The sequence below is a fragment of the Microbacterium sp. zg-Y625 genome, assembly GCF_030246925.1.
Lineage (GTDB): Bacteria > Actinomycetota > Actinomycetes > Actinomycetales > Microbacteriaceae > Microbacterium > Microbacterium jiangjiandongii.
Map to the genome: position 1 here is coordinate 1,736,608 of NZ_CP126740.1, position 21,576 is coordinate 1,758,183.

General features: G+C 71.0%; 20 protein-coding genes and 1 tRNA gene. 7 read left to right on the forward strand and 14 right to left on the reverse strand.

All coding sequences use genetic code 11. From position 1 onward, the window contains the following. Nucleotides 1-19: 19 nt before the first annotated feature. Entirely contained in the window at nt 20-496 is a 477-nt protein-coding gene (locus tag QNO14_RS07935) for a DUF3515 domain-containing protein (RefSeq protein WP_257493270.1), read from the forward strand. Here QNO14_RS07935 and QNO14_RS07940 read toward each other — a convergent pair. The 7 genes from QNO14_RS07940 to QNO14_RS07970 all read right to left on the reverse strand — a co-directional run bounded on the left by QNO14_RS07940 (nt 489) and on the right by QNO14_RS07970 (nt 8,070). Then, nucleotides 489-1,580 carry a D-alanine--D-alanine ligase family protein gene (locus tag QNO14_RS07940; RefSeq protein WP_257506241.1) on the reverse strand — a complete coding sequence of 364 codons (1,092 nt, stop codon included), beginning with the start codon at nt 1,578-1,580 and terminating at the stop codon, nt 489-491. The two genes, QNO14_RS07935 and QNO14_RS07940, sit on opposite strands and share 8 nt — an antisense overlap. Further along, complete coding sequence (locus QNO14_RS07945) at nt 1,486-2,616, reverse strand: NAD(P)H-dependent glycerol-3-phosphate dehydrogenase (RefSeq protein WP_257493268.1); 1,131 nt, start codon at nt 2,614-2,616, stop codon at nt 1,486-1,488. The genes QNO14_RS07940 and QNO14_RS07945 overlap by 95 nt, the downstream gene beginning before the upstream one ends. Next, the gene (locus QNO14_RS07950; protein WP_257506242.1) at nt 2,606-3,376 is read right to left on the reverse strand and encodes a lysophospholipid acyltransferase family protein; all 771 of its coding nucleotides are present in this window, start codon (nt 3,374-3,376) and stop codon (nt 2,606-2,608) included. The genes QNO14_RS07945 and QNO14_RS07950 overlap by 11 nt, the downstream gene beginning before the upstream one ends. Then, nucleotides 3,373-4,755 (reverse strand): UDP-N-acetylglucosamine 1-carboxyvinyltransferase, encoded by a 1,383-nt coding sequence (murA, locus tag QNO14_RS07955; RefSeq protein ID WP_257506243.1) that lies wholly within the window; start codon nt 4,753-4,755, stop codon nt 3,373-3,375. Before murA ends, QNO14_RS07950 begins: the two co-directional genes overlap by 4 nt. Nucleotides 4,756-4,776: 21 nt before the next feature. Beyond that, entirely contained in the window at nt 4,777-5,373 is a 597-nt protein-coding gene (gene leuD / locus QNO14_RS07960) for a 3-isopropylmalate dehydratase small subunit (protein ID WP_257493265.1), read from the reverse strand. 1 nt (nt 5,374) lies between these two features. Beyond that, on the reverse strand, nt 5,375-6,829 hold the full coding sequence (leuC, locus tag QNO14_RS07965) for a 3-isopropylmalate dehydratase large subunit (protein WP_257493264.1): 1,455 nt from the start codon (nt 6,827-6,829) through the stop codon (nt 5,375-5,377). A gap of 155 nt (nt 6,830-6,984) precedes the next feature. Next, nucleotides 6,985-8,070, reverse strand: coding sequence for a TerC family protein (locus QNO14_RS07970; RefSeq protein WP_257493263.1), 1,086 nt, complete (start codon nt 8,068-8,070; stop codon nt 6,985-6,987). A 220-nt stretch (nt 8,071-8,290) separates the two neighbouring features. On the opposite strand from QNO14_RS07970, the gene QNO14_RS07975 reads away from it, so the two are divergent. Together QNO14_RS07975 and QNO14_RS07980 are read left to right on the forward strand one after the other, a co-directional pair. Beyond that, the gene (locus QNO14_RS07975; protein WP_257506331.1) at nt 8,291-8,845 is read left to right on the forward strand and encodes an RNA polymerase sigma factor; all 555 of its coding nucleotides are present in this window, start codon (nt 8,291-8,293) and stop codon (nt 8,843-8,845) included. Further along, nucleotides 8,842-10,074, forward strand: coding sequence for a DUF4349 domain-containing protein (locus QNO14_RS07980; RefSeq protein WP_257506244.1), 1,233 nt, complete (start codon nt 8,842-8,844; stop codon nt 10,072-10,074). The genes QNO14_RS07975 and QNO14_RS07980 overlap by 4 nt, the downstream gene beginning before the upstream one ends. Before the next feature lie 86 nt (nt 10,075-10,160). Here QNO14_RS07980 and QNO14_RS07985 read toward each other — a convergent pair whose 3' ends face one another. Continuing rightward, a complete protein-coding gene (locus QNO14_RS07985) occupies nt 10,161-12,044 on the reverse strand; it encodes a heavy metal translocating P-type ATPase (protein ID WP_257506245.1) in 1,884 nt (627 codons plus the stop codon). 91 nt (nt 12,045-12,135) lie between these two features. Then, nucleotides 12,136-12,208: transfer RNA gene (locus tag QNO14_RS07990), tRNA-Glu, on the reverse strand. Between the two features lie 100 nt (nt 12,209-12,308). Between QNO14_RS07990 and QNO14_RS07995 the strand changes: the two genes are divergently transcribed. After that, nucleotides 12,309-12,947 carry an MBL fold metallo-hydrolase gene (locus QNO14_RS07995; protein ID WP_257493260.1) on the forward strand — a complete coding sequence of 213 codons (639 nt, stop codon included), beginning with the start codon at nt 12,309-12,311 and terminating at the stop codon, nt 12,945-12,947. A gap of 100 nt (nt 12,948-13,047) precedes the next feature. Here QNO14_RS07995 and QNO14_RS08000 read toward each other — a convergent pair whose 3' ends face one another. The 4 genes from QNO14_RS08000 to QNO14_RS08015 are packed head-to-tail and all read right to left on the reverse strand — an operon-like array spanning nt 13,048 to nt 17,202. Next, nucleotides 13,048-13,317: an HPr family phosphocarrier protein gene (locus QNO14_RS08000; protein WP_257493259.1), complete on the reverse strand. Its 270-nt coding sequence runs from the start codon at nt 13,315-13,317 to the stop codon at nt 13,048-13,050. 21 nt (nt 13,318-13,338) lie between these two features. Further along, a complete protein-coding gene (locus tag QNO14_RS08005) occupies nt 13,339-15,441 on the reverse strand; it encodes a PTS fructose transporter subunit IIABC (protein ID WP_257493258.1) in 2,103 nt (700 codons plus the stop codon). 28 nt (nt 15,442-15,469) lie between these two features. Continuing rightward, a complete protein-coding gene (locus tag QNO14_RS08010) occupies nt 15,470-16,420 on the reverse strand; it encodes a 1-phosphofructokinase family hexose kinase (protein ID WP_257506246.1) in 951 nt (316 codons plus the stop codon). Further along, a complete protein-coding gene (locus QNO14_RS08015) occupies nt 16,417-17,202 on the reverse strand; it encodes a DeoR/GlpR family DNA-binding transcription regulator (protein ID WP_257493256.1) in 786 nt (261 codons plus the stop codon). The genes QNO14_RS08010 and QNO14_RS08015 overlap by 4 nt, the downstream gene beginning before the upstream one ends. A gap of 327 nt (nt 17,203-17,529) precedes the next feature. Here QNO14_RS08015 and QNO14_RS08020 point away from each other — a divergent pair, with 327 nt between their 5' ends. After that, a complete protein-coding gene (locus tag QNO14_RS08020) occupies nt 17,530-19,098 on the forward strand; it encodes a YhgE/Pip domain-containing protein (RefSeq protein WP_285184251.1) in 1,569 nt (522 codons plus the stop codon). A gap of 123 nt (nt 19,099-19,221) precedes the next feature. On the opposite strand, the gene QNO14_RS08025 is transcribed toward QNO14_RS08020, so the two are convergent. Continuing rightward, nucleotides 19,222-20,013, reverse strand: a complete 792-nt coding sequence (locus QNO14_RS08025; RefSeq protein WP_257506248.1) for a hypothetical protein — start codon at nt 20,011-20,013, stop codon at nt 19,222-19,224. An 86-nt stretch (nt 20,014-20,099) separates the two neighbouring features. On the opposite strand from QNO14_RS08025, the gene QNO14_RS08030 reads away from it, so the two are divergent. Next, nucleotides 20,100-20,639, forward strand: coding sequence for an ArsR/SmtB family transcription factor (locus tag QNO14_RS08030; RefSeq protein WP_257506249.1), 540 nt, complete (start codon nt 20,100-20,102; stop codon nt 20,637-20,639). After that, complete coding sequence (locus QNO14_RS08035; RefSeq protein ID WP_257506250.1) at nt 20,636-21,523, forward strand: M23 family metallopeptidase; 888 nt, start codon at nt 20,636-20,638, stop codon at nt 21,521-21,523. Before QNO14_RS08030 ends, QNO14_RS08035 begins: the two co-directional genes overlap by 4 nt. Nucleotides 21,524-21,576: the final 53 nt, after the last annotated feature.

The window sequence follows — 21,576 nt, forward strand, 5'->3', positions numbered from 1 at the left end:
TCTCGATTACCCTGGAGGGGTGCCCCGATCCCGCTTGTTCGCCGCGCTCATCGCTGCCGCCGGCATGCTCGTCCTCAGCGGCTGCAGCGGCGCGTCACTCGCACTGACGGCGCCCGCCGACGCCAACAACCCGCTCTGCGCGGACGTCATGGTGCGGCTGCCGTCCACGGTCGACGGCGAAGACCGACGCTGGACCGACGCGCAGTCCACCGCCGCATGGGGCGATCCGACTGCGGTGATCCTCAGCTGCGGTGTCCCCACGCCCGGGCCCACCGAGGCCCGCTGCATCACCATCGGGGGCGTGGACTGGGTCGTCGACGAGTCCGACGCGCCGCGCTACCGCATCACGACGTACGGACGCACACCCGCGGTCGAGGTCTTCGTCGACAACGAAGAGGTCTCCCCCAACGAAGTGCTGTCGCGGTTCGCTCCCTACATCGTCGACACGCTGCCGCGCGAGCGGCAGTGCACCGAGACGTCCGAGCTTCTCACCTGACGCGTTCGCGGCCCAGCTCGATCAGCTCGGAGATGAGTTCGGGGTAGGTCATACCGGAGGCGATCCAGCACGTGGGGAACATCGAGATGGGGGTGAAGCCCGGCATGGTGTTCACCTCGTTCACGTAGAACTCCGTGCCCGTGTAGAAGAAGTCGACGCGCGCCAGGCCCTCGCCGCCGAGCGCCTCGAAGGCGCGCGCCGCCACCCGCTGCATCTCGGCGAGCTCGCCGTCGTGCATCGGAGCCGGGCAGATGAGCTCGACGCCCGCGGCATCGAGGTACTTGGCCTCGAAGTCGTAGAACGCACGCCCGGTGACCACGATCTCGCCGGGAACGCTCACGCGCGCGGCGTCACCATCACGGCCCTGCAGCACACCGCACTCGATCTCGCGCCCGATGACGGCCTGCTCGATGAGGGCGCTGGAATCCTCGGCGAAGGCGACCTCGAGCGCGGCATCGAGCTCATCCCAGCTCTCGACCTTCGACACGCCGACGCTCGAGCCGGCCCGGTTCGGCTTCACGAACACGGGAAGGCCGAGCGAACGCACCTGCGGCGTCCACCGCTTGCGGTCGCGGTCGAACTCGGCGCGGGTCACGCGGCGCCACGGCACCACGGGCACCCCGGCGGCCTGCAGCACGCTCTTGGTGACGTGCTTGTCCATGCCGATCGCGGACATCAGCACGCCGCCGCCGACGTAGGGAAGGCCGAGCAGCTCCAGCATCCCCTGGATCGTGCCGTCCTCGCCGAAGCGGCCGTGCAGGATCGGGAAGACCACGTCGACATCGCCGAGGCTCTCCTCGGTGCCGTCGGAACGAACCACCCGCAGCTCGCGGGACAGAGTCGACTCCGGCCACCGCACGCGCGTGCCGTTGTCGGCGACCTCCGGCAGCGCCCCCTCCGTCAGCGCGAAGCGGTCGGGATCCTCGCTCTCGAGCACGAAGGCGCCGTCGCGGGTGATGCCGATGGGGATCACCCGATAGCGCTCGCGGTCAATCGCCCGCAGTACGCCTCCCGCCGTTGCGCAGCTGATCGAGTGCTCGCTGGAGCGACCTCCAAAGAGCACCGCCACTGCCGGCTTGTTCATTCTGCGTCCTTTCGCCCTGGGGCTGATCGTCGTCGGTGGTCAGGTGCGGGGCGATGTCGCGCGGCTTCATGGTGCCGTCGAGCACCATCTTGACCTGCTCGACGATCGGCATGGCGATGCCCGCCTCGCGCGCGAGGTTCAGGATCGGCGCGACCGACCCCAGACCCTCGGCGGTCTGGTCCATCTGCTTGACGACGTCCTGATAGCTGTATCCCTGGCCGAGCAGCCGGCCCGCCGTGTTGTTGCGGCTCAGCGGCGACTGGCAGGTGGCGATGAGGTCGCCCAGGCCCGCCAGTCCCTGCAGAGTCTCGGGCTGGGCGCCCTGGGCCACCGCGAAGTCGGTCATCTCCACCAGCCCGCGCGTGATGATGGAGGCTTTGGTGTTCTCGCCGTAGCCGACACCGTCGACGATGCCGATGGCGACGGCGATGAGGTTCTTCAGCACGCCCCCGAACTCGGTGCCGATCACATCGGTGTTCACGAACGTGCGGAAGTAGCGGTTGCGCGCGCGCCGGGCCACCGCCTCGGCGGTCTCGCGGCTCGTGGACGAGATCACCGCGGCGGTCGGCTGCTCGCGGGCGATCTCGAGGGCGAGGTTCGGTCCGGATGCCACGGCGATGCGAGCCGGGTCGCAGTGCAGCTCCTGCTCGATGACCTGGCTCATCCGCAGGCCCGACCGCTTCTCGACGCCCTTCATGAGCGAGACGATCGGCACGTCGCTGTCGGCGACGAGGGGCCTGAGCGCCTTGAGATTCTGGCGGGCCGACTGACTCGGGATGGAGAGGTAGATCTGGGTGGCGCCCTCGAGCGCCTCGGAGAGGTGGTGCGTGGCCGACATGCTGCGGGGCAGGTTGATTCCCGGCAGGTACTGGCTGTTGCGTTTGGCCTCGTCGATCTCATGCGCCTGTTCCGGCCGGCGCGCCCACATCACCACGTGCGCGCCGCCGTCAGCGAGGATCTTGCCGAAGGTCGTGCCCCAGCTTCCGGCGCCGATCACCGCCACGCGGGGGGCTGCGGCATCCGTTCTACGGCTCAAGGCGACCCGTCTCCTTCTGTCCGTGCTGCGTCGGATCCCAACGCTCGGCCGGCGGCGTCTCGCCGCGCAGCTCGCCCTCGAGTGCGGCGATGCGGTCCATCACGACGTCGGTCGCCTCGACCAACGACGCGTGATGGGACCCGCGACCGGCGTACGCCGACAGGTCCACCGGGGGTCCGACGAGGATCTTCACCCGCTTGCGCGGCGGCCAGAGGCTGAGCTTGCCGTAGCGCGGAAGGATCTTCTGCACCCCCCAGGTGGCCATGGGGATCACCGGCAGGTCGCCGGACAGCGCCACGCGCACCGCTCCCGTCTTGCCGCGCATGGGCCACAGGTCCGGGTCGCGCGTGAGCGAACCCTCCGGGTAGATGATCACACCCGAGCCCGCGGCGATGAGACGTTCCGCCGTCTCGATCGTCTGCTTGGCGGTGGCCGCCGAACCTGCCCGCGCCACGGGGATCATGCCGGTGACGCGCAGCGCCCAGCCGAACACCGGGACACGGAAGAGTCCCTCCTTCACCAGGAAGCGGGGCGCACGACCGAGCCGCCACGTCGCGACCGCCACGATGACCGGATCGAACTCGCTGTAATGGTTGGGCGCGAGCACATACGCCCCCTCCATCGGGAGGTTCTCCCCGCCCTCGATCTCGATGCGCGCCATCACCCCGGCCAGCGGTACGACGATGCCCGCGAGGGGCCAGAAGATGCTGGGGCGGGTCTTCTCCGGCGACGCGCGACGACGTGTGCGGGCCACGGTCATCCGATGACGTCGAAGTCGGCGCCGAGGGCGTGCAGCTTGTCGAAGAAGTTCTCGTAACCGCGCCGGATGATCCCGACGTTGTGCACGATCGACACGCCCTGCGCCGTGAGGGCGGCGATCACGTGGCTGTAGCCGCCGCGAAGGTCGGGCACCACGATCTCCGCGCCGTGCAGCGGCGTGGGACCGGTGATCACCGCGGCCTGCTCGAGCGCGCGGCGGGGTACGCGCCGGTACTCGCCCTCGAGGCCGTCCTTGTGCACGACGATGTCGGCGCCCATCTTCACGAGCGCGTCGGTGAACCCGAACCGGTTCTCGTACACCGTCTCGTGCACCACGGACGTCCCCTCCGCCTGCGTCAGCGCGACGATGAGGGGCTGCTGCCAGTCGGTCATGAAGCCGGGGTGCACGTCGGTCTCGACCATCACGGGCTTGAGCGGTCCGCCGCGGTAGAAGCGGATGCCGTCCTCCTGGATGTCGAAGGCGCCCCCGACCTTGCGGAAGATGTTCAGGAACGTCAGCATGTCCTGCTGGCGAGCCCCGCCGACGAAGATGTCGCCGTCGGTCGCCAGAGCCGCCGAGGCCCACGACGCGGCCTCGTTGCGGTCGAAGATGCTGCGGTGGTCGAAGCCCGTGAGGGTGTCGACGCCCTCGATGAAGATGACGCGGTTCGGCTCGTACGAGATGATGGCGCCCATCTTCTGCAGCACGCCGATGAGGTCCATGATCTCGGGCTCGATCGCGGCGTTGCGCAGTTCGGTGGTGCCCTTGGCCCGCACCGCCGTCAGCAGCACCTGCTCGGTCGCGCCGACGCTCGGGTACGGCAGCTCGATGTCGGCGCCGTGCAGGCCGTCGGGGGCGGAGAGACGGATGCCGCTGGGCAGCTTCTCGACGATCGCCCCGAAGCGACGCAGCGCATCGAGGTGGAAGTTGATGGGGCGGTCGCCGATGCGGCATCCACCGAGGTCGGGGATGAAGGCCTGCCCCAGCAGGTGGAGCAGCGGTCCGCAGAAGAGGATCGGAATGCGCGACGAACCGGCGTGCGCGTCGATCTCCTCGAAGTGCGCCGACTTCGCGTCGCTCGGGTCGAACACGAGGCTGCCGGGTTCCTCGCCGTCGTCCACGCGCACGCCGTGCACCTCGAGGAGCGAGCGGACCACCTGCACGTCACTGATGGCGGGGACGTCCCGCAGCACGCTGACGCTCTCGCCGAGGAGGGATGCCACCATCGCCTTGGTGGCGAGGTTCTTCGCGCCCTTCACATCGACTCTGCCGACCAGGGGGCGACCGCCGCGGATGAGGATCGTGTCCCCCGTCATCCCCTGCGACAGCCCCTCCGGCCCGCTCGCCGCCGACGTGTTCTCGCGGGGAAGTGACTTCATGCGGTGGACCTCACTTGGTAGCTACCGGACCGGAAGGGTCCGTGGGCGCCACGCCTCGCGGCGGGCTTCGAACTGTGCGATGGCATCTTCGTCGCGCAGTGTCAGCCCGATGTCATCCAGACCTTCGAGCAGGCGCCATCTAGTGTAATCATCGATGTCGAAGGCGAGCTCTAGGTCGCCGATCGTGATAGTGCACGCCCGCAGATCGACCGTCATCGTCACGCCCGGCTGGGCCTGCGCGATCGCCCAGATCGCCTCGATGCCGGCTTCGTCGATGACGCCGGTCACCAGTCCCTGCTTGCCGGCGTTGCCGCGGAAGATGTCGGCGAAGCGCGGGCTCAGCACGACCCGGAACCCGTAGTCGCGCAGGGCCCAGACGGCGTGCTCGCGGCTCGAGCCGGTGCCGAAGTCCGGGCCGGCCACGAGGATCGAGGCGTTGCGGTACGCGGGCTGGTTCAGCACGAATTCGGGGTCTTGGCGCCAGCTCGAGAAAAGCGCGTCCTCGAAGCCTGTCTTGGTGACCCGCTTGAGGTAGACCGCGGGGATGATCTGGTCGGTGTCGACGGCCGAGCGCGTCAGCGGGGCGACGATGCCGGTGTGAGTGGTGAACTTCTCCATGTCAGACCTCCACTGATTCGAACGCCGGCAGATCGCTGGGGCTCGCAAGGCGCCCCAGCACCGCGGTGGCCGCGGCCACCAGCGGCGACACCAGGTGCGTGCGGCCGCCCTTGCCCTGCCGTCCCTCGAAGTTGCGGTTGCTGGTCGACGCGCAGCGCTCGCCCGGCGCCAGCTGGTCGGGGTTCATACCGAGGCACATCGAGCAGCCGGCGAAGCGCCACTCCGCACCGAAGTCGAGGAAGACCTGGTCCAGGCCTTCCGCCTCGGCCTCCAGCCGCACCCGCGCGGACCCTGGCACGACCATTACGCGAACGCCGTCGGCCTTGGTGCGGCCCCGCACGATCGACGCGAAGGCCCGGAGATCCTCGATGCGGCTGTTGGTGCAGGACCCCATGAAGACGGCATCCACCGGCACGTCTTTCAGCGGGGTGCCGGGGACGAGGTCCATGTACTCCAGCGCGCGGCGGGCAGCGGCCTGCTCGTTGGGGTCGGCGAAGTCCTCGGGGGCCGGCACGACGTCGCTCAGCGACACGCCCTGGCCGGGGTTGGTGCCCCACGTGACGAAGGGCTCGAGTGCATCGGCGTCGAGGAACACCTCGGCGTCGTAGACGGCGCCCTCGTCGCTGGGGAGCGTCTGCCAGTAAGCGACCGCATCGTCCCAGTCCTCGCCCGTCGGCGCGTGCGCCCGGCCCTTCAGGTACTCGAAGGTGGTCTCGTCCGGCGCGACCATGCCGGCGCGGGCGCCGGCCTCGATGGACATGTTGCAGATCGTCATGCGCCCCTCCATCGAGAGGGCGCGGATGGCGCTGCCGCGGAACTCGAGCACGTAGCCCTGTCCCCCGTTGGTGCCGATCTTCGCGATGACGGCGAGGATGATGTCCTTCGCGGTGACGCCGGGCTTGAGCTGACCCTCGACCGTGATCGCCATCGTCTTGAAGGGCTTCAGCGGCAGCGTCTGCGTCGCCAAGACGTGCTCGACCTCGCTCGTGCCGATGCCGAACGCCATCGCGCCGAACGCCCCGTGCGTCGAGGTGTGCGAGTCGCCGCAGACGACGGTGATGCCCGGCATCGTCAGGCCCAGCTGCGGTCCGACGACGTGGACGATCCCCTGCTCCTTGTCACCGAGCGAGTGCAGGCGCACGCCGAACTCCGCGGCGTTGCGTCGCAGGGTCTCGATCTGGGTGCGGCTGGTGAGGTCGGCGATCGGCTTGTCGATGTCGAGCGTCGGGGTGTTGTGGTCCTCGGTGGCGATCGTGAGATCGAGGCGTCGCACCGGGCGCCCCTCGGCGCGCAGGCCGTCGAAGGCCTGAGGGCTCGTCACCTCGTGCACCAGGTGCAGGTCGATGTAGATGAGGTCGGGCCGACCGTCTTCGCCCTTGACCACGACGTGGTCGTCCCAGACCTTCTCGGCCAGGGTGCGGGGGCGATCGGGGATCGTCGTTGCGGGGGTGCTCATGCTCTGAAGTCTCCTTGCGAACGGGATCAAGCCCACCACGGACTCCGCGACGAGGAGGGGCTCAGAACGAGGCCTCGCCGCGGCCGCTAAGGAGAAGTCGAGCGATCCGCACGCGCCCCACATTAGCACCGTGCGGACCGCTCGCTCCTCGTGTGTCAGCGCTCCGTGCGGCGGTCGGTCGACCCGGGCTCTTCGACGGTCGACGGCGTCGCGTGCTCCTCGGCGACGGCGGCGGCCGCGGCCTGCGGGGTGGGAGCCTTGCGCTCGCGCGACGAGGCGATGAGGCTCGCAACCGTCGCGACGACCATCGAGGCGACGATGACGCCCAGCGACATCCAGGTGGAGATGTCGGGCACCCACTCGATGTGCTCCCCGCCGTTGATGAAGGGCAGCTCGTTCTCGTGCATCGCGTGGAAGATGAGCTTCACGCCGATGAAGGCGAGGATGAACGCGATGCCGTAGTGCAGGTACTTGAGGCGATCGAGCAGTCCGCCCAGCAGGAAGTACAGCTGGCGCAGGCCCATGAGCGCGAAGATGTTCGCGGTGAAGACGATGAACGGGTCCTGCGTGATGCCGAAGATCGCGGGGATCGAGTCCAGCGCGAAGAGCAGGTCGGTCATGCCGATCGCGACGAAGACGATGATCATCGGCGTGAACATGCGCTTGCCGCCCACGACCGTGCGCACCTTGGCGCCGTCGTACTCGTCGCTGATGTCCACGCGGCGGCGGACCAGTCGCACGACGAAGCTCTCCTTCTTCTCCTCGTCCTCGTGGTCCTTGCCGGGGAAGGCCTGCTTCCACGCGGTGTAGATGAGGAAGGCTCCGAAGAGGTAGAAGATCGGCAGGAACTGCTCGATGATCACGGCGCCGAGCAGGATGAAGATGCCTCGCAGGATCAGCGCGATGATGATGCCGACCATCAGCACCTTCTGCTGGTACTGACGCGGCACCGCGAACTGGCCCATGATCAGCACGAAGACGAAGAGGTTGTCGATCGACAGGCTGTACTCGGTCAGCCAGCCGGCGACGAACTGTCCGGTGACATCGGCGTTTCCGGTCACGCCGAACAGGATGCCGGCGAACGCGATCGCCAGGGCGACGTAGAAGACCACCCACAGCGTCGACTCTTTGGTGGAGGGGATGTGGGGTCGCTTGATGATCAGAAGCAGATCGGCGATGAGGATCGTGAGCAGCACGACGAATGCGCCGATCTCGAACCAGAGGGGGATCTCGAAGCCCATGGGAGCCTTTCGGAGGGTGCGGTGGATGCCGAAAGTCTCTCCCCCGCTGTGTGCGGCGCGCGCCCGGGGCCACGCGATCGGGGCCCGTGATGACGGAGGCGCGAGGACGGGATACTCCCTCTCGTTCGCACAAGGATACAGGCGTGTGCGCGCCCGATCGTGTTTCTGAGACGATCGGCGGCGGGTCGACACTCTCTCGGTGAGAGACGAAAGGGAGCGCATGGGCGACGATCGCGACGACGCGGACCTGGTGGCCGCCGCCGCAACCGGGTCGGAGGAGGCCTTCCGCGCGCTCTACCGCGCCTACGTGCGGCCGGTGTACTGGCTTGCGCACGGTCTGGTGGGGAGCGCCGCGGATGCCGAAGACGTGACGCAGGAGACCTTTCTCACGGCGTGGCGCAAGCTTCCCGGCCTTCAGCTGGCCGGCGACTCGCTGCTGCCCTGGCTCGTGACGATCTGCCGGTTCCAGTGCGCCAACCGGGTGCGGCGGCTGCGCCGCGAGCGGGAGCACTCCGCCGGCACTGTCGACGAGACCGCGCCGGACACGGTCGACGTCGCGGAGCTCGTGGTCGGCCGCGACGTCGCCGAGCGCATCGTCGCCGCGGTGGCGGGGCTGTCGGCGCTGGATCGGGAGATCTTCCGCCTGTGCGCCGCCGAGGGCCACGCCTACCAGGCTGCCGCCGAGCAGCTGGGCGTGGGCCACGGCGTCGTTCGCAATCGTCTCTCCCGAATCCGCACGAAACTGCGGACCGAACTGGGAACGGAGACCGCATGACCCCGACGACTTCTTCCGGGGCGGATGCCTCAGCGGATCTGCCCGACCTGGACGACCAGACGGTCGCCCGCATCGAGGGCGAGCTGTTCGCGCGGATCCGCCGAGAGCCTCACGGCGCGGCGGCGGGGCGCGAGGCGGCGCCGGTCGTTCGCGGCGCGACGCCGGCACGCACCGCCCGACAGCGCCGGCGCAGCTGGCTCGTCGCCGGGGGCGCTGCGGCAGCCGTCGTGGTCGTGGCGGCCGTGATCGCGCCGGGTGTGGGCAGTCTCATCAGGGGCGGCTCTGCGGCCGACAACCAGGCGACCAGCGGCGCGTGGACCACCACGACCGAGGACTGGGCCGTCGTGCCGGAGCCGGGCATGGCCGACGGCAACGCCGAGATCGCGCCGGGCATCGTCGGGGGTGCCGCCGGCGAGGGCGGCGACGTCGGCGACGTCGCGCAGGAGCGCGAGGTGATCGCGACCGCCTCGGCGACGCTCGAAGTGGGCTCAGGTGCCCGGGCGGCTGCCGACGCCCTCGCGGCGATCACGGCCGAGGCCGAAGCGGCGGGCGGCTTCGTGGAGTCGCTCAGCCTGGGGCGGGCCGGCGGTCTCGGTGAGAGTGGCTCGATCGACGACGGCTCGGTCGAGGGAGGCTTCGTCGGCCAGTACGACGATGTCGCGCTGTATCCCTCCCCGTCCGCGGTGTCGGACACCTGGATCACGGTGCGCGTGCCGTCGACGGAGCTCACCGCCACGATCGAGCGCCTCGCCGAGGTCGGCGAGGTGACGGCATCCCGCATCTCGCGTCAGGACGTCACGACCGAGGCGGTCGACCTGCGCGCACGCGTGGCATCCGCCGAGGCGTCCGTAGCGCGACTCACGGCCCTGCTGAACGAGGCCGGTTCGCTGGCCGACCTCATCGCTGCCGAGGATGCGCTCGCCGAGCGCCAGGCGGAGCTGGAGTCGTTGCAGGGGCAGCTGGAATACCTCGACGCGCAGGTGTCGCTGTCGTCGCTGACGGTGAGCGTGGTGACCCCCGCGGCGCGCGTCGACGCCGACCCCGCCGGGTTCGCCGACGGATTGCTGGCGGGATGGAACGGCCTGGTGGCCGCGGTGAACGGCATCGTGGTCGCGCTGGGGTTCCTGCTGCCGTGGCTGGTGGTGGTCGGTGTGATCGCCGCCGCCGTCTGGCTGATCCGCCGCGCGGTCCGCCGCCGCCGCTCCCCCACCGCGGCAGCCGAGGACTGACCCGGCCGCCTCGCCCTGGCGCTGAGACGAATGCGGACGGCCGAGACGGCGGGTGCCACCCACGGTCTCGGCCGCGGGTATTCGTCTCACCGGTCGCGCGGCGCCGGCGTCGGCGCGGACGCCGGGGCGCGGAGAGCGCGGAGGGCGTAGAGGATCGTCGCGAGGTCGACCAGCTCCTGCACGAGGGCACCCACGACAGCCGGGATGACGCCCGTCATCGCCACCAGCATCAGCCCGACGCTCAAGCCGATGCCGAGCCAGATCGCCGTCAGGGCCACACGCACCGTGTGACGGCCGATCGCGATCGCCTCCGCCACGCGCGTGAGCGAGTCGACCGTGATGACGACGTCGGCGGCATCCCCCGCGGCCGTCGCGCCACGCGCACCCATCGCCACCCCGATGCCGGATGCCGCAAGCGCCGGAGCGTCGTTGATGCCGTCGCCGACCATCATCGTGGGGCGCGGGGTGAACTGCCCGACGAGGTGCACCTTCTCGGGCGGCAGCAGGTCGGCGTGCACCTCGTCGATGCCGATGGCGTGCGCGATCGCCTCGGCGGTGGGGGCGGCGTCGCCGGTGAGCATCGCGACGCGTTCGACCCCGTGGCTGCGCAGCCACGCGACGACCTCCCGGGACTCCTGCCGCGCCGCGTCGGCGAGCAGCAGCGCGCCGGCGAACCGCCCGTCGATCGCGACATACGACGCCACCTGGCCCGGCTCGAGCGGCGGGCGCTGCACCCCGTCGGCGACGGTGGCCACGAACGCGGCCTTACCCACCGCCACCTGCCGTCCCGCCATCACCGCGGAAACGCCATTGGTCGCGACCTCGCTGGCCTCTTGGGCCGGCAGCAGCTGCAGTCCGCGGGCATCGGCTGCGGCGCGGATGCCGTCGGCGAGCACGTGCGAGGAGTACTGCTCCGCCGAGGCGGCCAGCTGCAGCACTTCGTCGGCGGTGAAGCCCTGCGCGGGGATCACGTCGACGAGCTCCGGTCGCCCCGAGGTGAGGGTGCCGGTCTTGTCGAAGCACACCGACCGCACGCGGGCGAGGCGCTCGATCTGGGCGCCGCCCTTGACGATGATGCCGGACTTCGCTGCCCGCGACAGCCCGCCCAGGAATGCGATGGGCGCCGCCAGCAGCAGCGGACACGGCGTGGCGAGCACGAGCACTTCGGCGAAGCGGGTGGGGTCCCCCGACAGCCCCCACGCCGTTCCCGCCAGCACGAGCGACACGGCCGTGAAGGGCACGGCGAACCGATCCGCGAGCCGTACGACGGGCGCGCGGGAAGTCTGCGCCGCCTGCACGAGGGCGACGATCTGCTGGTACTGGCTGTCGGCACTGCGCCGCACGGCGCGCAGCCGCACCGCACGCGTGCCGTTCACGGCCCCGGAGAAGACCTCCTCCCCGTCCCCGCGGGTCACCGGCAGGCTCTCACCCGTCAGCGAGGACTCGTCGAACGCGCCGGCATCGCCCACCACCACGCCGTCCACCGGAACCACCTCCGACGGGCGTACGACCAGCAGGTCGCCGACCTGCACCTCGTCCACCGGCACGTCACGCAGTCGCTCGTCGCCGGCCGCGGCCCGCAGGGCGCCCGGCGCGCCGACGACGTGCGCGGTCCGCGGCGAGCGGTCCAGCAGCGCCGTGAGGTCGCGTTGCGCGCGGCGCGCGGCGAACTCCTCGAGCGCCTCGCCGCCCGAGAGCATGAGCACGATGATGAGCGAGGCGATGTACTCCCCCACGGCGAGGGTGGCCACCATCGCGACGACCGCGAGGATGTCGAGTCCCACGTGCCCGTGCAGGACGTCGCGCACCATCCGCACGAGCGTGACCGCCACGAAGACGGCGACGTACCCCGTCGCGACACCCCGAGCAGGCAGCTCCGCACCGCCGGCCGCCAGCACCAGGACGATCCCCAGCGCGACGAGCGAGAGGAGGATTCCCCCGTATCGTGCCGCAGCGCGCAGTGCCGACATGCCGCCAGCCTGCCCGCGCCCGCCTCACGACGCCAGGGCCGCGGGCAACGAAAAACCCCCCGGCGTAAACCGGGGGGTTTTTCTTGTGTTGTGACCCCAGCGGGATTCGAACCCGCGTTACCGCCGTGAGAGGGCGGCGTACTAGGCCGCTATACGATGGGGCCGTTTCGACAACCGTTAAAGTATGCCACGGCTCGCATGACGCGACCAAATCGAGGCGGGCCGCAGTTGCCGCCGGGCGTGTCGCACGGTTGACTTTCCCTCATGCGAGTCACAAAGCACGAACATGCCTGCCTGCGCCTCGAGCGCGACGGCAAGACGATCATCATCGACCCGGGTTCGTTCACCCTCCCCCTGACGGAGGTGAAGAACCTCGTCGCCATCGTCCTCACCCACGAGCACCCCGACCACTGGACGCCGGAACACCTCGACCGGCTGACCGCGCTGGCGCCGAAAGTGCCGATCTTCGCACCGGCCGGCGTCGCGGCCGCCGCCCCCGGATACGACATCACGGTCGTCGCCCCCGGTGACACCGTCACGGTCGACCCGTTCACACTGGTGTTCTACGGCGGACGGCACGCGGTGATCCACGAATCCATCCCGGTCATCGACAACGTCGGCGTGCTCGTCAACGACGACTTCTATTACCCCGGGGACTCGTACGCCGTGCCCAAGGGCGCGGAGGTGCGACTGCTGGCGGCGCCGGTGGGTGCGCCGTGGCTGAAGATCGGCGAGGCAATGGACTTCGTCCTCGCAGTGAAGCCCCGCCGGGCCTTCGGCACCCACGACATGACACTCTCGCGCGCCGGACTGCAGATGGGGCGCGCCCGCCTGAAGTGGGCGACCGAGCAGCACGGCGGAGAGTTCCTCGAGCTCGATCCGGGCGCGTCGGTCGACCTGTAAGGGTCAGGGCCGCGCCGACAACGGCCGCAGACGACGGATGCCGCGGGGACTGTTCCCCGCGGCATCCGTCTGTCAGGCCTGAGCCGGCCTCAGTGGTGTGTCACTGCGCGTCGAGATCGGTCTCCAGCAGCTCGACGAGCTCGTCCAGTGCCTGCTCGGCGCCGTCACCTTCGGCCTTGAGCGTCACGACGGTGCCGTTCGAGGCGCCGAGGCCCATCAGCGACAGGATGCTGCCGGCGTTGAGGTCGGGCCCACCCTCGACCGCGATGGTGACCGGCACGTTCTTCTCCTGCACCGCCTGCACGAAGAGCTTCGCGGGGCGGGCGTGCAGTCCGGAGCTGCTGGCGATCGTGGCCTGGCGTTCTGCCATGGGGTCCTCCTTGTGGGGTTTTCAAACGGTCGCCGGGACCTGGGCGGCGGGTGCCGCCTCGGCCTCGGCGAACTCCTTCGGCGCGACCCACTTCTTCAGGGCCACGACGACGAGCGCACTCACGACGGTACCTGCCGCCAGGGCCACCAGGAACCCCCAGAAGGGCTCGATCGCGAACCAGACGAAGAGGCCACCGTGCGGCGCACGCGACTCCACCGCGAACAGCATGCTGAGCGCGCCGGTGACCGCGCCGCCGACCATGGTCGCGGGGATGACGCGCAGCGGGTCGGCTGCGGCGAACGGGATGGCGCCTTCGGAGATGAACGAGGCGCCCAGCAGCCAGGCGGCCTTGCCGTTCTCGCGCTCGACCGGGGTGAAGAGGTTGCGCGCGAGCACCGTCGAGGCGAGCGCCATCGCCAGCGGCGGCACCATGCCCGCACACATCACGGCGGCCATGATCAGGTACGGCGTCGTGTTCGTGGCCGAGGCCGTGCCCAGCCCCGCGACGGCGAAGGCGTACGCGACCTTGTTGACCGGTCCGCCCAGGTCGAAGCACATCATCAGTCCCACGATCACGCCGACGACGACGATGAGCCCGGTGGCGGCGAGGTCGTTGAGGCCGTTGGTCATCTGCTCCATGAGCCAGGCGATGGGACGACCGAGGAAGAGCACCATGAGGCCCGAGGCCACGATGGATGCCAGCAGCGGGATGATCACGACCGGCATGAGCCCGCGCAGCCAGCGCGGCGCGTTGAGCCTGCCGAGCCACCACGCCACACCACCGGCGAGGAGACCGCCGACGATGCCGCCGATGAAGCCGGCGTTCATGAGCACCGCGACGGCGCCCGCGACGAATCCCGGCGCGATGCCCGGCCTGTCGGCGATCGCGAATGCGATGTATCCGGCCAGCGCAGCGACCAGGAAGCCCATCGACGTGTTGCCGATCATGAACGCGACGGAGCCGAGGTACTGGCCCAGACCGCCGGCAGGAAGCTCCCAGAGCGAATTCTGGATGATGACGGATGCCGCGTCGTTGCTGACCTCGTATCCGCCGAGCAGGAAGCCGAGCGCCATCAGCAGCCCGCCGCCGGCGACGAACGGGATCATGTAGCTGACGCCCGTCAGCAGCCACCGCTGGATGCTCGCACCGGCGCCGGGGCGCTCGGCACTTGTCTGGGTGGCAGCCGTCGCGTCACCCGTCACCCGCTGCGCCTGCGGATCCTTCGCTGCGGCGACGGCCTCCGCGATCATCTGCGTCGGCTGCTCGATGCCGCGCTTGACGCCGGAGCGCACGACGGGCTTGCCCGCGAACCGCTGCGGCTCTCGCACGTCGACGTCGGTCGCGAAGATCACGGCATCCGCCCTGTCGATCACGTCCTTCGGCAGCGCCTTGTAGCCGCTGGAGCCCTGGGGCTCGACCACCAGGTCGATACCCGCCTTCTTACCCGCGGCGCTGAGCGCGTCGGCCGCCATGAAGGTGTGCGCGATGCCCGTGGCGCACGCCGTGACCGCGACGATGCGCGCGGGGCGACCGTCGACGGTGAGCTCGGGCGCGACGCCCGAAGCCTGCGGGGCGGGTGGTACCGCGCCCTCAGCCTGCGGGGCCGTCGCCGGCGCCGCCGTCGACGCCGAAGCGGCCGATGCGGCGACCGGTGTCGACTCTGCCGCGGCCTCCTCCCCGATCGCACGACGCACGATGTGCACCACGTCGTCCGCGGTGGTGGCGGCGCGCAACGCCGAGGTGAAGTCCTCCTGCATGAGCGAGCGGGCGAGCTTGGACAGCACGGCCAGGTGCGCCTCTGCGGCGCCCTCGGGCGCGGCGATGAGGAACACCAGATCGGCGGGGCCGTCGGGGGCGCCGAACGCCACGCCCGGCTTGAGCCGGGCGAAGGCCAGCGACGCCTCGGTCACCGCGGCGCTCTTGGCATGCGGGATCGCGATGCCGCCGGGCAGCCCCGTCTCGTCCTTCTGCTCACGCGCCCACGCGTCGGCCGCCAGGGCGTCGGCGTCGGTCGCGCGTCCCTGAGCCGCCACCCGCGCTGCGAGAGCGTGGATGACGGCCCGCTTGTCGTCGCCGAGTGGTTCGTCGAGGCTGACGAGTTCGGTGATGATGGTCTCGGTCATGATGACCTCCAGGGGTTCGGATGGTGGGTCAGTCGTGGATGCTCCGCACCGGCACGTCGCCGGCGGGAAGGTCGGAGGGCCGGGGCGCCTGCGTGCCCGGCAGTGACGCGGCGGCGGCGCCGTAACGGATGGAACTGCGCAGCCGCTCGGCGGGCTCGGCGCCGCGCGCGTCGGCGATGAGATAGCCGGCCAGCGAACTGTCGCCGGCACCGACGGTGGAGTGCACGCGGATGCGGGGCGGACGCCCGGCCCACGCGCCGTCTGCGGTGACCAGCACGGCACCGTCGCCCCCGAGCGTCACCAGGGCCGCACCGACGTGCTGCGGCACCAGGCGACGGGCGACCGGGAGGACGGCCGTGACGAGGTCGGCCTCGGGGTCCAGCGCGATGCCGGCGAGGTCGGCGAGCTCGTGCTCATTCGGTTTGATGAGGTCGGGGCGGCCGCGCTCCACGACCGCCGTCAGCGCCGGCCCTGAGGTGTCGACGGCGATGCGGGGGGCGGCATCCGCCCACCGACGGCGCACGGCGTCGATGACCTCGACGTAGAAATCCTCGGGCACACCCGGGGGAAGGGATCCCGCGAGCACGAGCCACTGCGCGCCCTCGCACGAACCCACGACCGCATCGACGACCGCGGCCCGCTCGGTGTCGCTGAGCGCGGCCCCGCGGAGGTTCACCTTGGTCGTCTCCCCGACCGGGTCGGTGATCGTGATGTTCGCCCGGGCGTGACCGGCGACGGGGACGGTGACGGCGGCGATGCCGGTGGCCTGCAGCGCGACCGCGAACGGGTCGTCGGCGGCCAGCGGCAGCAGGGCGAGCGTCGGCACATCGGATGCCGCGCACACCCGCGAGACGTTGATGCCCTTGCCGCCGGCATCCTCCCGAGCGCCGCGGGCGACCTGCACGCCCCCGACCTGCAGCGGGGCGGCGAGCTCGACGGTGCGATCCAGCGATGGGTTGGCGGTGAGGGTGACGATCATGCGGTCCACACCTCCGTCCCTGCTTCTTCGAGCGCCGCACCGAGAGCGGCGTCGGGGGCACGGTCGGCGACCACGACGTCGATGTCGTCGAGGCCCGCGAAGGCGACCAGCAGCTCGGCGTCGAACTTCCGCGCGTCGCTCACGACGACCACGCGACGCGAGCTCTGCACGATTGCGCGCTTGACGGCGGCCTCGTCGGGGTCGGGGGTGCTGAGTCCGAACCCCGGGGAGATCCCGTTGGTGCCGATGAAGGCGACATCCGGGCGCAGCCCTTCGATGGCGCGCACGGTGTGGGAGCCGACAGCGGCCCCTGTCAGTCCGCGCACACGGCCGCCGATCACGGTGAGCGACAGGCGAGGCGAACCGGCGAGGACCCCCGCCACGGACATCGCGTGGGTGACGACCTCGGCGCTGCCGTCGGTTTCGGCGAGCCGGGCGGGAAGGAGTGCGGCGACAGCCGCGGTGGTGGTGCCGGCGTCGATGTAGACCGACCCGCGGAACCCGTCCCCCAGCACGTCGAGGGCGCGGCCGGCGATGGCCTGCTTGGCGGCTCCCCGCTGCGAGGCGCGTTCGGCCAGGGACGGTTCTGCCAGACTCATCCGCTCGCGGGCCACCGCGCCGCCGTGCACCCGCCGCAGGGCTCCCACCCGTTCGAGCTGGTCGAGGTCGCGGCGCACGGTCTCGGTCGTCACACCGAAACGCTCGGCGAGATCGACGACCGCGACGCGGCCATCCTGCACGACGAGGCGCTCGATCATCTGGTGACGTTCCATCGCGTACACGCGGATTCCTTTCGGCAGGATTTTCCCACACGATACAACAGAACCAAAGGCAGTCACAAGGGACAAGACCTGCGGTTATGTGGGAGTTCGCTGTGAGCGGTCATGCCGGAGATGCGGCTGGCGACGGGCGGTCGGTCTTCCTTTTGTATCCATCCCACAAGAAACTCGATTTCGGCATCCGTGGTACTTAGTGCCAGCGTGCAGATAGGGAATCCGCTCTCCTGCGCGCGGCATCCGGACTGCTACGTTCAGCCCACCCGTGCAGGCGTCCAGTGTCGGTCGCCTTGCTTCCTCGCCTGTCCGCAGGCCGATAACCCCGGAGTCTCAATGTCGAGAACCTCGCAGCACACCCATGGCATGGGTATGCGCATCACCGTCGCCGTACTGGCCGTTCTCCTGGCCGCCATGACGGTGCTGTACCTCGTCACGGTCAACAAGCTCAGCGACGGCGCGATGCAGCTGGCGTCCGGCGCGTCGCAGGCCGACGACGGCTCGCGTCAGGTGAGCGAAGGCGCGTCGACCTTGTCGCAGGGCGCACGGACGCTGGCAGACGGAGCATCGGAACTGGATGCCGGCGCCACCCGAGCCCACGACGGGGCGACCGCCCTCGCCGAAGGCGCGCGGTCGGCAGCCGAGGGTGCCACCACCCTCGCCGACGGGGCGACCAGCCTGTCCGACGGTGCGGCCTCGGCGGCTTCCGGCGCCTCGCGCCTCGCCGACGGCGCCGCCAGCGCGGCGGCCGGGGCCGGGCGGCTGGACGCGGGCGCCTCGGAGGCAGCCGTGGGTGCGAACACGCTTGCGACGGGGGCCGATGCGGCAGCAGCCGGGGCGGCCGAACTCGCGGAGAAGACCAGTACGCTCGCCACGGGCGTCGTCGCGGCGCACGGCATCGCGGGCCAGGCGCGCGAGGGAGCAACCCTCCTCAGCACCGAGCTCGCAACATCAGCGGCAGATCCGCAGATCCAGGGGCTCGCCGCCAGCACCGAGGTGCTGCAGGCCAACGCAGCGAGTGCGCCCGGCAACGCCAGGGCGCTCGCCACGGGCGTCACCGACTTCGCCGCTGCCGTCGCTGCCCTGCCGGACGCGCACTTCGCCGATCCGGCCACCGCGGCAAGCGTGCGCGCGTCGCTCGGCGAGAAGCTCGCGCTGCTGGCCACCGGGTCCGAGGGCGTGGCGCGGCAGGCCGCGGGTATCGCGCCGGCGGCTGCCGCCGCGCCGGTGCTGGCCCAAGGCGTGATCGATGCAGCCGATGGCGCCCGGAAGGTGACCACGGGACTCGACATCCTGGTCACCGGCGATGCGAAGCTGAAGTGGCCCGGCACCGTGGCTCTCGCCGACCCTGAGAAGGGCGCCCCGGCGCTCGCCGCCGGCGCCGAGCAGGTCGCGGCCGGTACTGCGCGGGTGAGCGCGGGAGCCGGTTCGCTCTCGGCCGGTGTGCGGTCGCTCGCCGACGGCGCCTCCACGCTGGCTTCCGGGACGAGCACGCTGTCCTCGGGTGCGTACACGCTCGACGCCGGCACCCAGAACCTCTGGGCCGGCGCCGACCGACTGCTCGCCGGCGCGGGCAACCTGGCGACGGGCACCGGCACACTCTCCACCGGGGCGGGCGAACTCGCCGAGGGCGTCTCGACCCTCGCCGACGGCTCGACCGCCGTGGCGGAGGGCGCCCAGTCGCTGGCTTCGGGAAGCGTCGAGCTCTCCTCGGGCGCCGGCGCACTCGCCGACGGCAACAGCGAGCTCGCCGCCGGCTCGGGCGAACTGCACTCCGGCGCATCCGGAGCCGTCCCCGGGCTCGTGCCGTGGGTCCTCGGCATCGCCCTGGCGGGCGTCGTCGCCCTCGGCTTCTGGGTGGGCCACCGCCTGACCTCCCGCGGCCGGATGACCGCGGAGGCCTGAGCCGTCCGGGATGCCGGCTCGCGCCGACCGGCATCCCGGGTACGACAGCGACGGCACACCCCCGACTCTGGGGGCGTGCCGTTGCGCATGAACCTACCCCGTGGAACGCCGGGGCCGCTCGGGTCAGCCCGGGCGGTCCTCCACCCACATCTGCACCGTCCCGACGCGGGCGACCAGCCGGACGAACACGGCCTTCGACAGGCCGCTCGCGATCGTCGACGGCGCGGTCCGGCCAGGCACGAGGTCGAGCGTGGGGTCGAGCCGTCCATGCCCGCACGCATAGTCGAAGAAGTCGGCATCGACGCTCACGATCAGGCACGGGGTGCCGTCGGTGCCGGTGAAGGTGAAGGCGCGCACGCCTCGATGAGGATCGTAGGCGGTGATGCCCGTCTCACGGTCGATGCGAAGGAAGTCCAGCATGCCGTTCTGTTCGAAGTCACTCGGGATCTCGGAGTCGGCGATCGGTCGCAGCACCGCGTCCGGGGCCGGCGGCGCGACGGCGACGGCGACCCCCGCACCGCCCACTGCGCAACCCGCCACGGCGGCCGCCGCGATCGCGGCGGCGCGCCACCCCCCGATGCGCGGGCCGACGCCGGCGACGCCGGGATTAGGGGGCGGGGTCGGGACGGCCGTGGTGTCGCCACCGGCGGCGGTGCCCACGGGTGCGGAGACCGAGCCGTCGACGTCGGCGTGCCGGGAGACGGAGCCGTCGGCGTCCGCTTCCGCGTCAGGATCGCCGGCCGGCGGTGTGTGGTCGTGCGCCGGGTCGGACGATGCGCGGACGAGCGCTTCGAGTTCCCGCAGCCGCGCGAGGTCCGCGGCATCCAGGGCGCCTTGCGCGGCCGGCCCGTAGGCGCGGCGCTGCAATCGGAGCAGCTCGTCGGAGAAGTCGGGCATCGTCGTCCGGTCGGGCACGGCTCCATTATGGCCGCAGTGCGGCGGCCGCACGGGTTTCGACGGATGCGTTTGTACGTTTCTACGAGCTACCGTAGTTTGGCGGAATGAGCGATGACGAGATCACCGACGTCCCTGCCCTCCGCAACCTGGCCGCACGGGTCACGGCGCTGGAGGAGCAGCTGGCCCGACGCGACGACCACACTCCCCCGCCGCGCGCCGATGACGCCGATGCCTTCTGCGCGCTGCGACGGGTGGAGGCGGAGCGCGCCGACCATCCCCCCCTCGCCGAGGGCGTCGTCATGATCGTCGGGTCGCTCACCCTGCCCACGGGCGCCCCCGTCGCCTGGCAGGAGGGCGCCCCCACTCAAGGACTGCTCGAGGCGGACTGGTCGGAGCACGCCGCCGCGTTTCAGGCGCTCGCTCATCCGGTGCGCCTGGAGCTGCTGCGCCGCATCCTCACCGGCACGACCACGACCGCGGAGCTCGCCGGCATCGACTCCCTCGGCACCACGGGCCAGCTCCACCACCACCTGCGCCAGCTGATCGCCGCCGGCTGGGTGCGCCAGAGCGCACGCGGCACCTATGAGGTGCCGGCGGCGCGGGTTGTGCCCCTGCTGTCGAGCCTGCTGGGAACCGGGCGATGAGCGCGTTCGCCCGCGCCCTGTACCGCGTCCGCGGCCCGCTCTACTACGCTGCCGCGCTGGTGCTCATCGTCGGCGTGCTGCTGGGCCTCGTGCTCGACGGCGGCACCGCCGATCGCGTCCGCAGCGCGCTCATGGGCGCCGCCCTCGTCGTGGCGATCGCGTGCGGCATCCTCGTCGTGCTGGGTCCGCGTCTGCTGCCGACGCAGTCCGCCCGCACCGTGCAGTCGCCCGTGCGGGGCCGATGGGTCGCCGTCAACAGCCCCGCATCGGCCGTTCCCAGCCACGGTGTGCGGACGTACGGCCAGGCATATGCGATCGATCTGGTCTTCGACCCCACCGACAACCCGCGCCCCGCATTCGGGGGTCCGCGGGCGATGCCACCGGCGTCGGACTATCCCGACCTCGGTCAGCCCGTACTCGCGATGATCGATGGGGTCGTCGTTCGGGCGTCGGGCGGGCGCCGCGATCACCGCGCCCGGGCGAACACGATGGGCGTCGTCTACATGACATCGGAAGGCATGCTGCGCGAGATCGGCGGCCCCGGGTTCATCGTGGGCAACCACGTCACGATCCGCGGCGACGACGGCTCCTACGCGCTCGTCGCCCACCTGCAGCGGGGCTCGGTGACGGTCCGCCGGGGTCAGCGCGTGGTCGCGGGGCAGCAGATCGGCCGGTGCGGCAACTCCGGCAACAGCAGCGAGCCGCACGTGCACGCCCAGCTGATGGACCGCGCGTCGCTGTGGACGGCGCAGGGTGTGCCTCTGGCGTTCGCCGGCATCCGCACAACCCCCCAGTCGGCGCCGCTGGACGCAATGCCAGGCAACGGGGAGCATCTACTGACGAGCGACCTCCCCGCGACCGAGCAAGGGGCCTCGCGCGACTGACGCCGGATCATTCTCAGAGACCGGCTGCACGTCCGCGTGAGGTCGTGAACGCG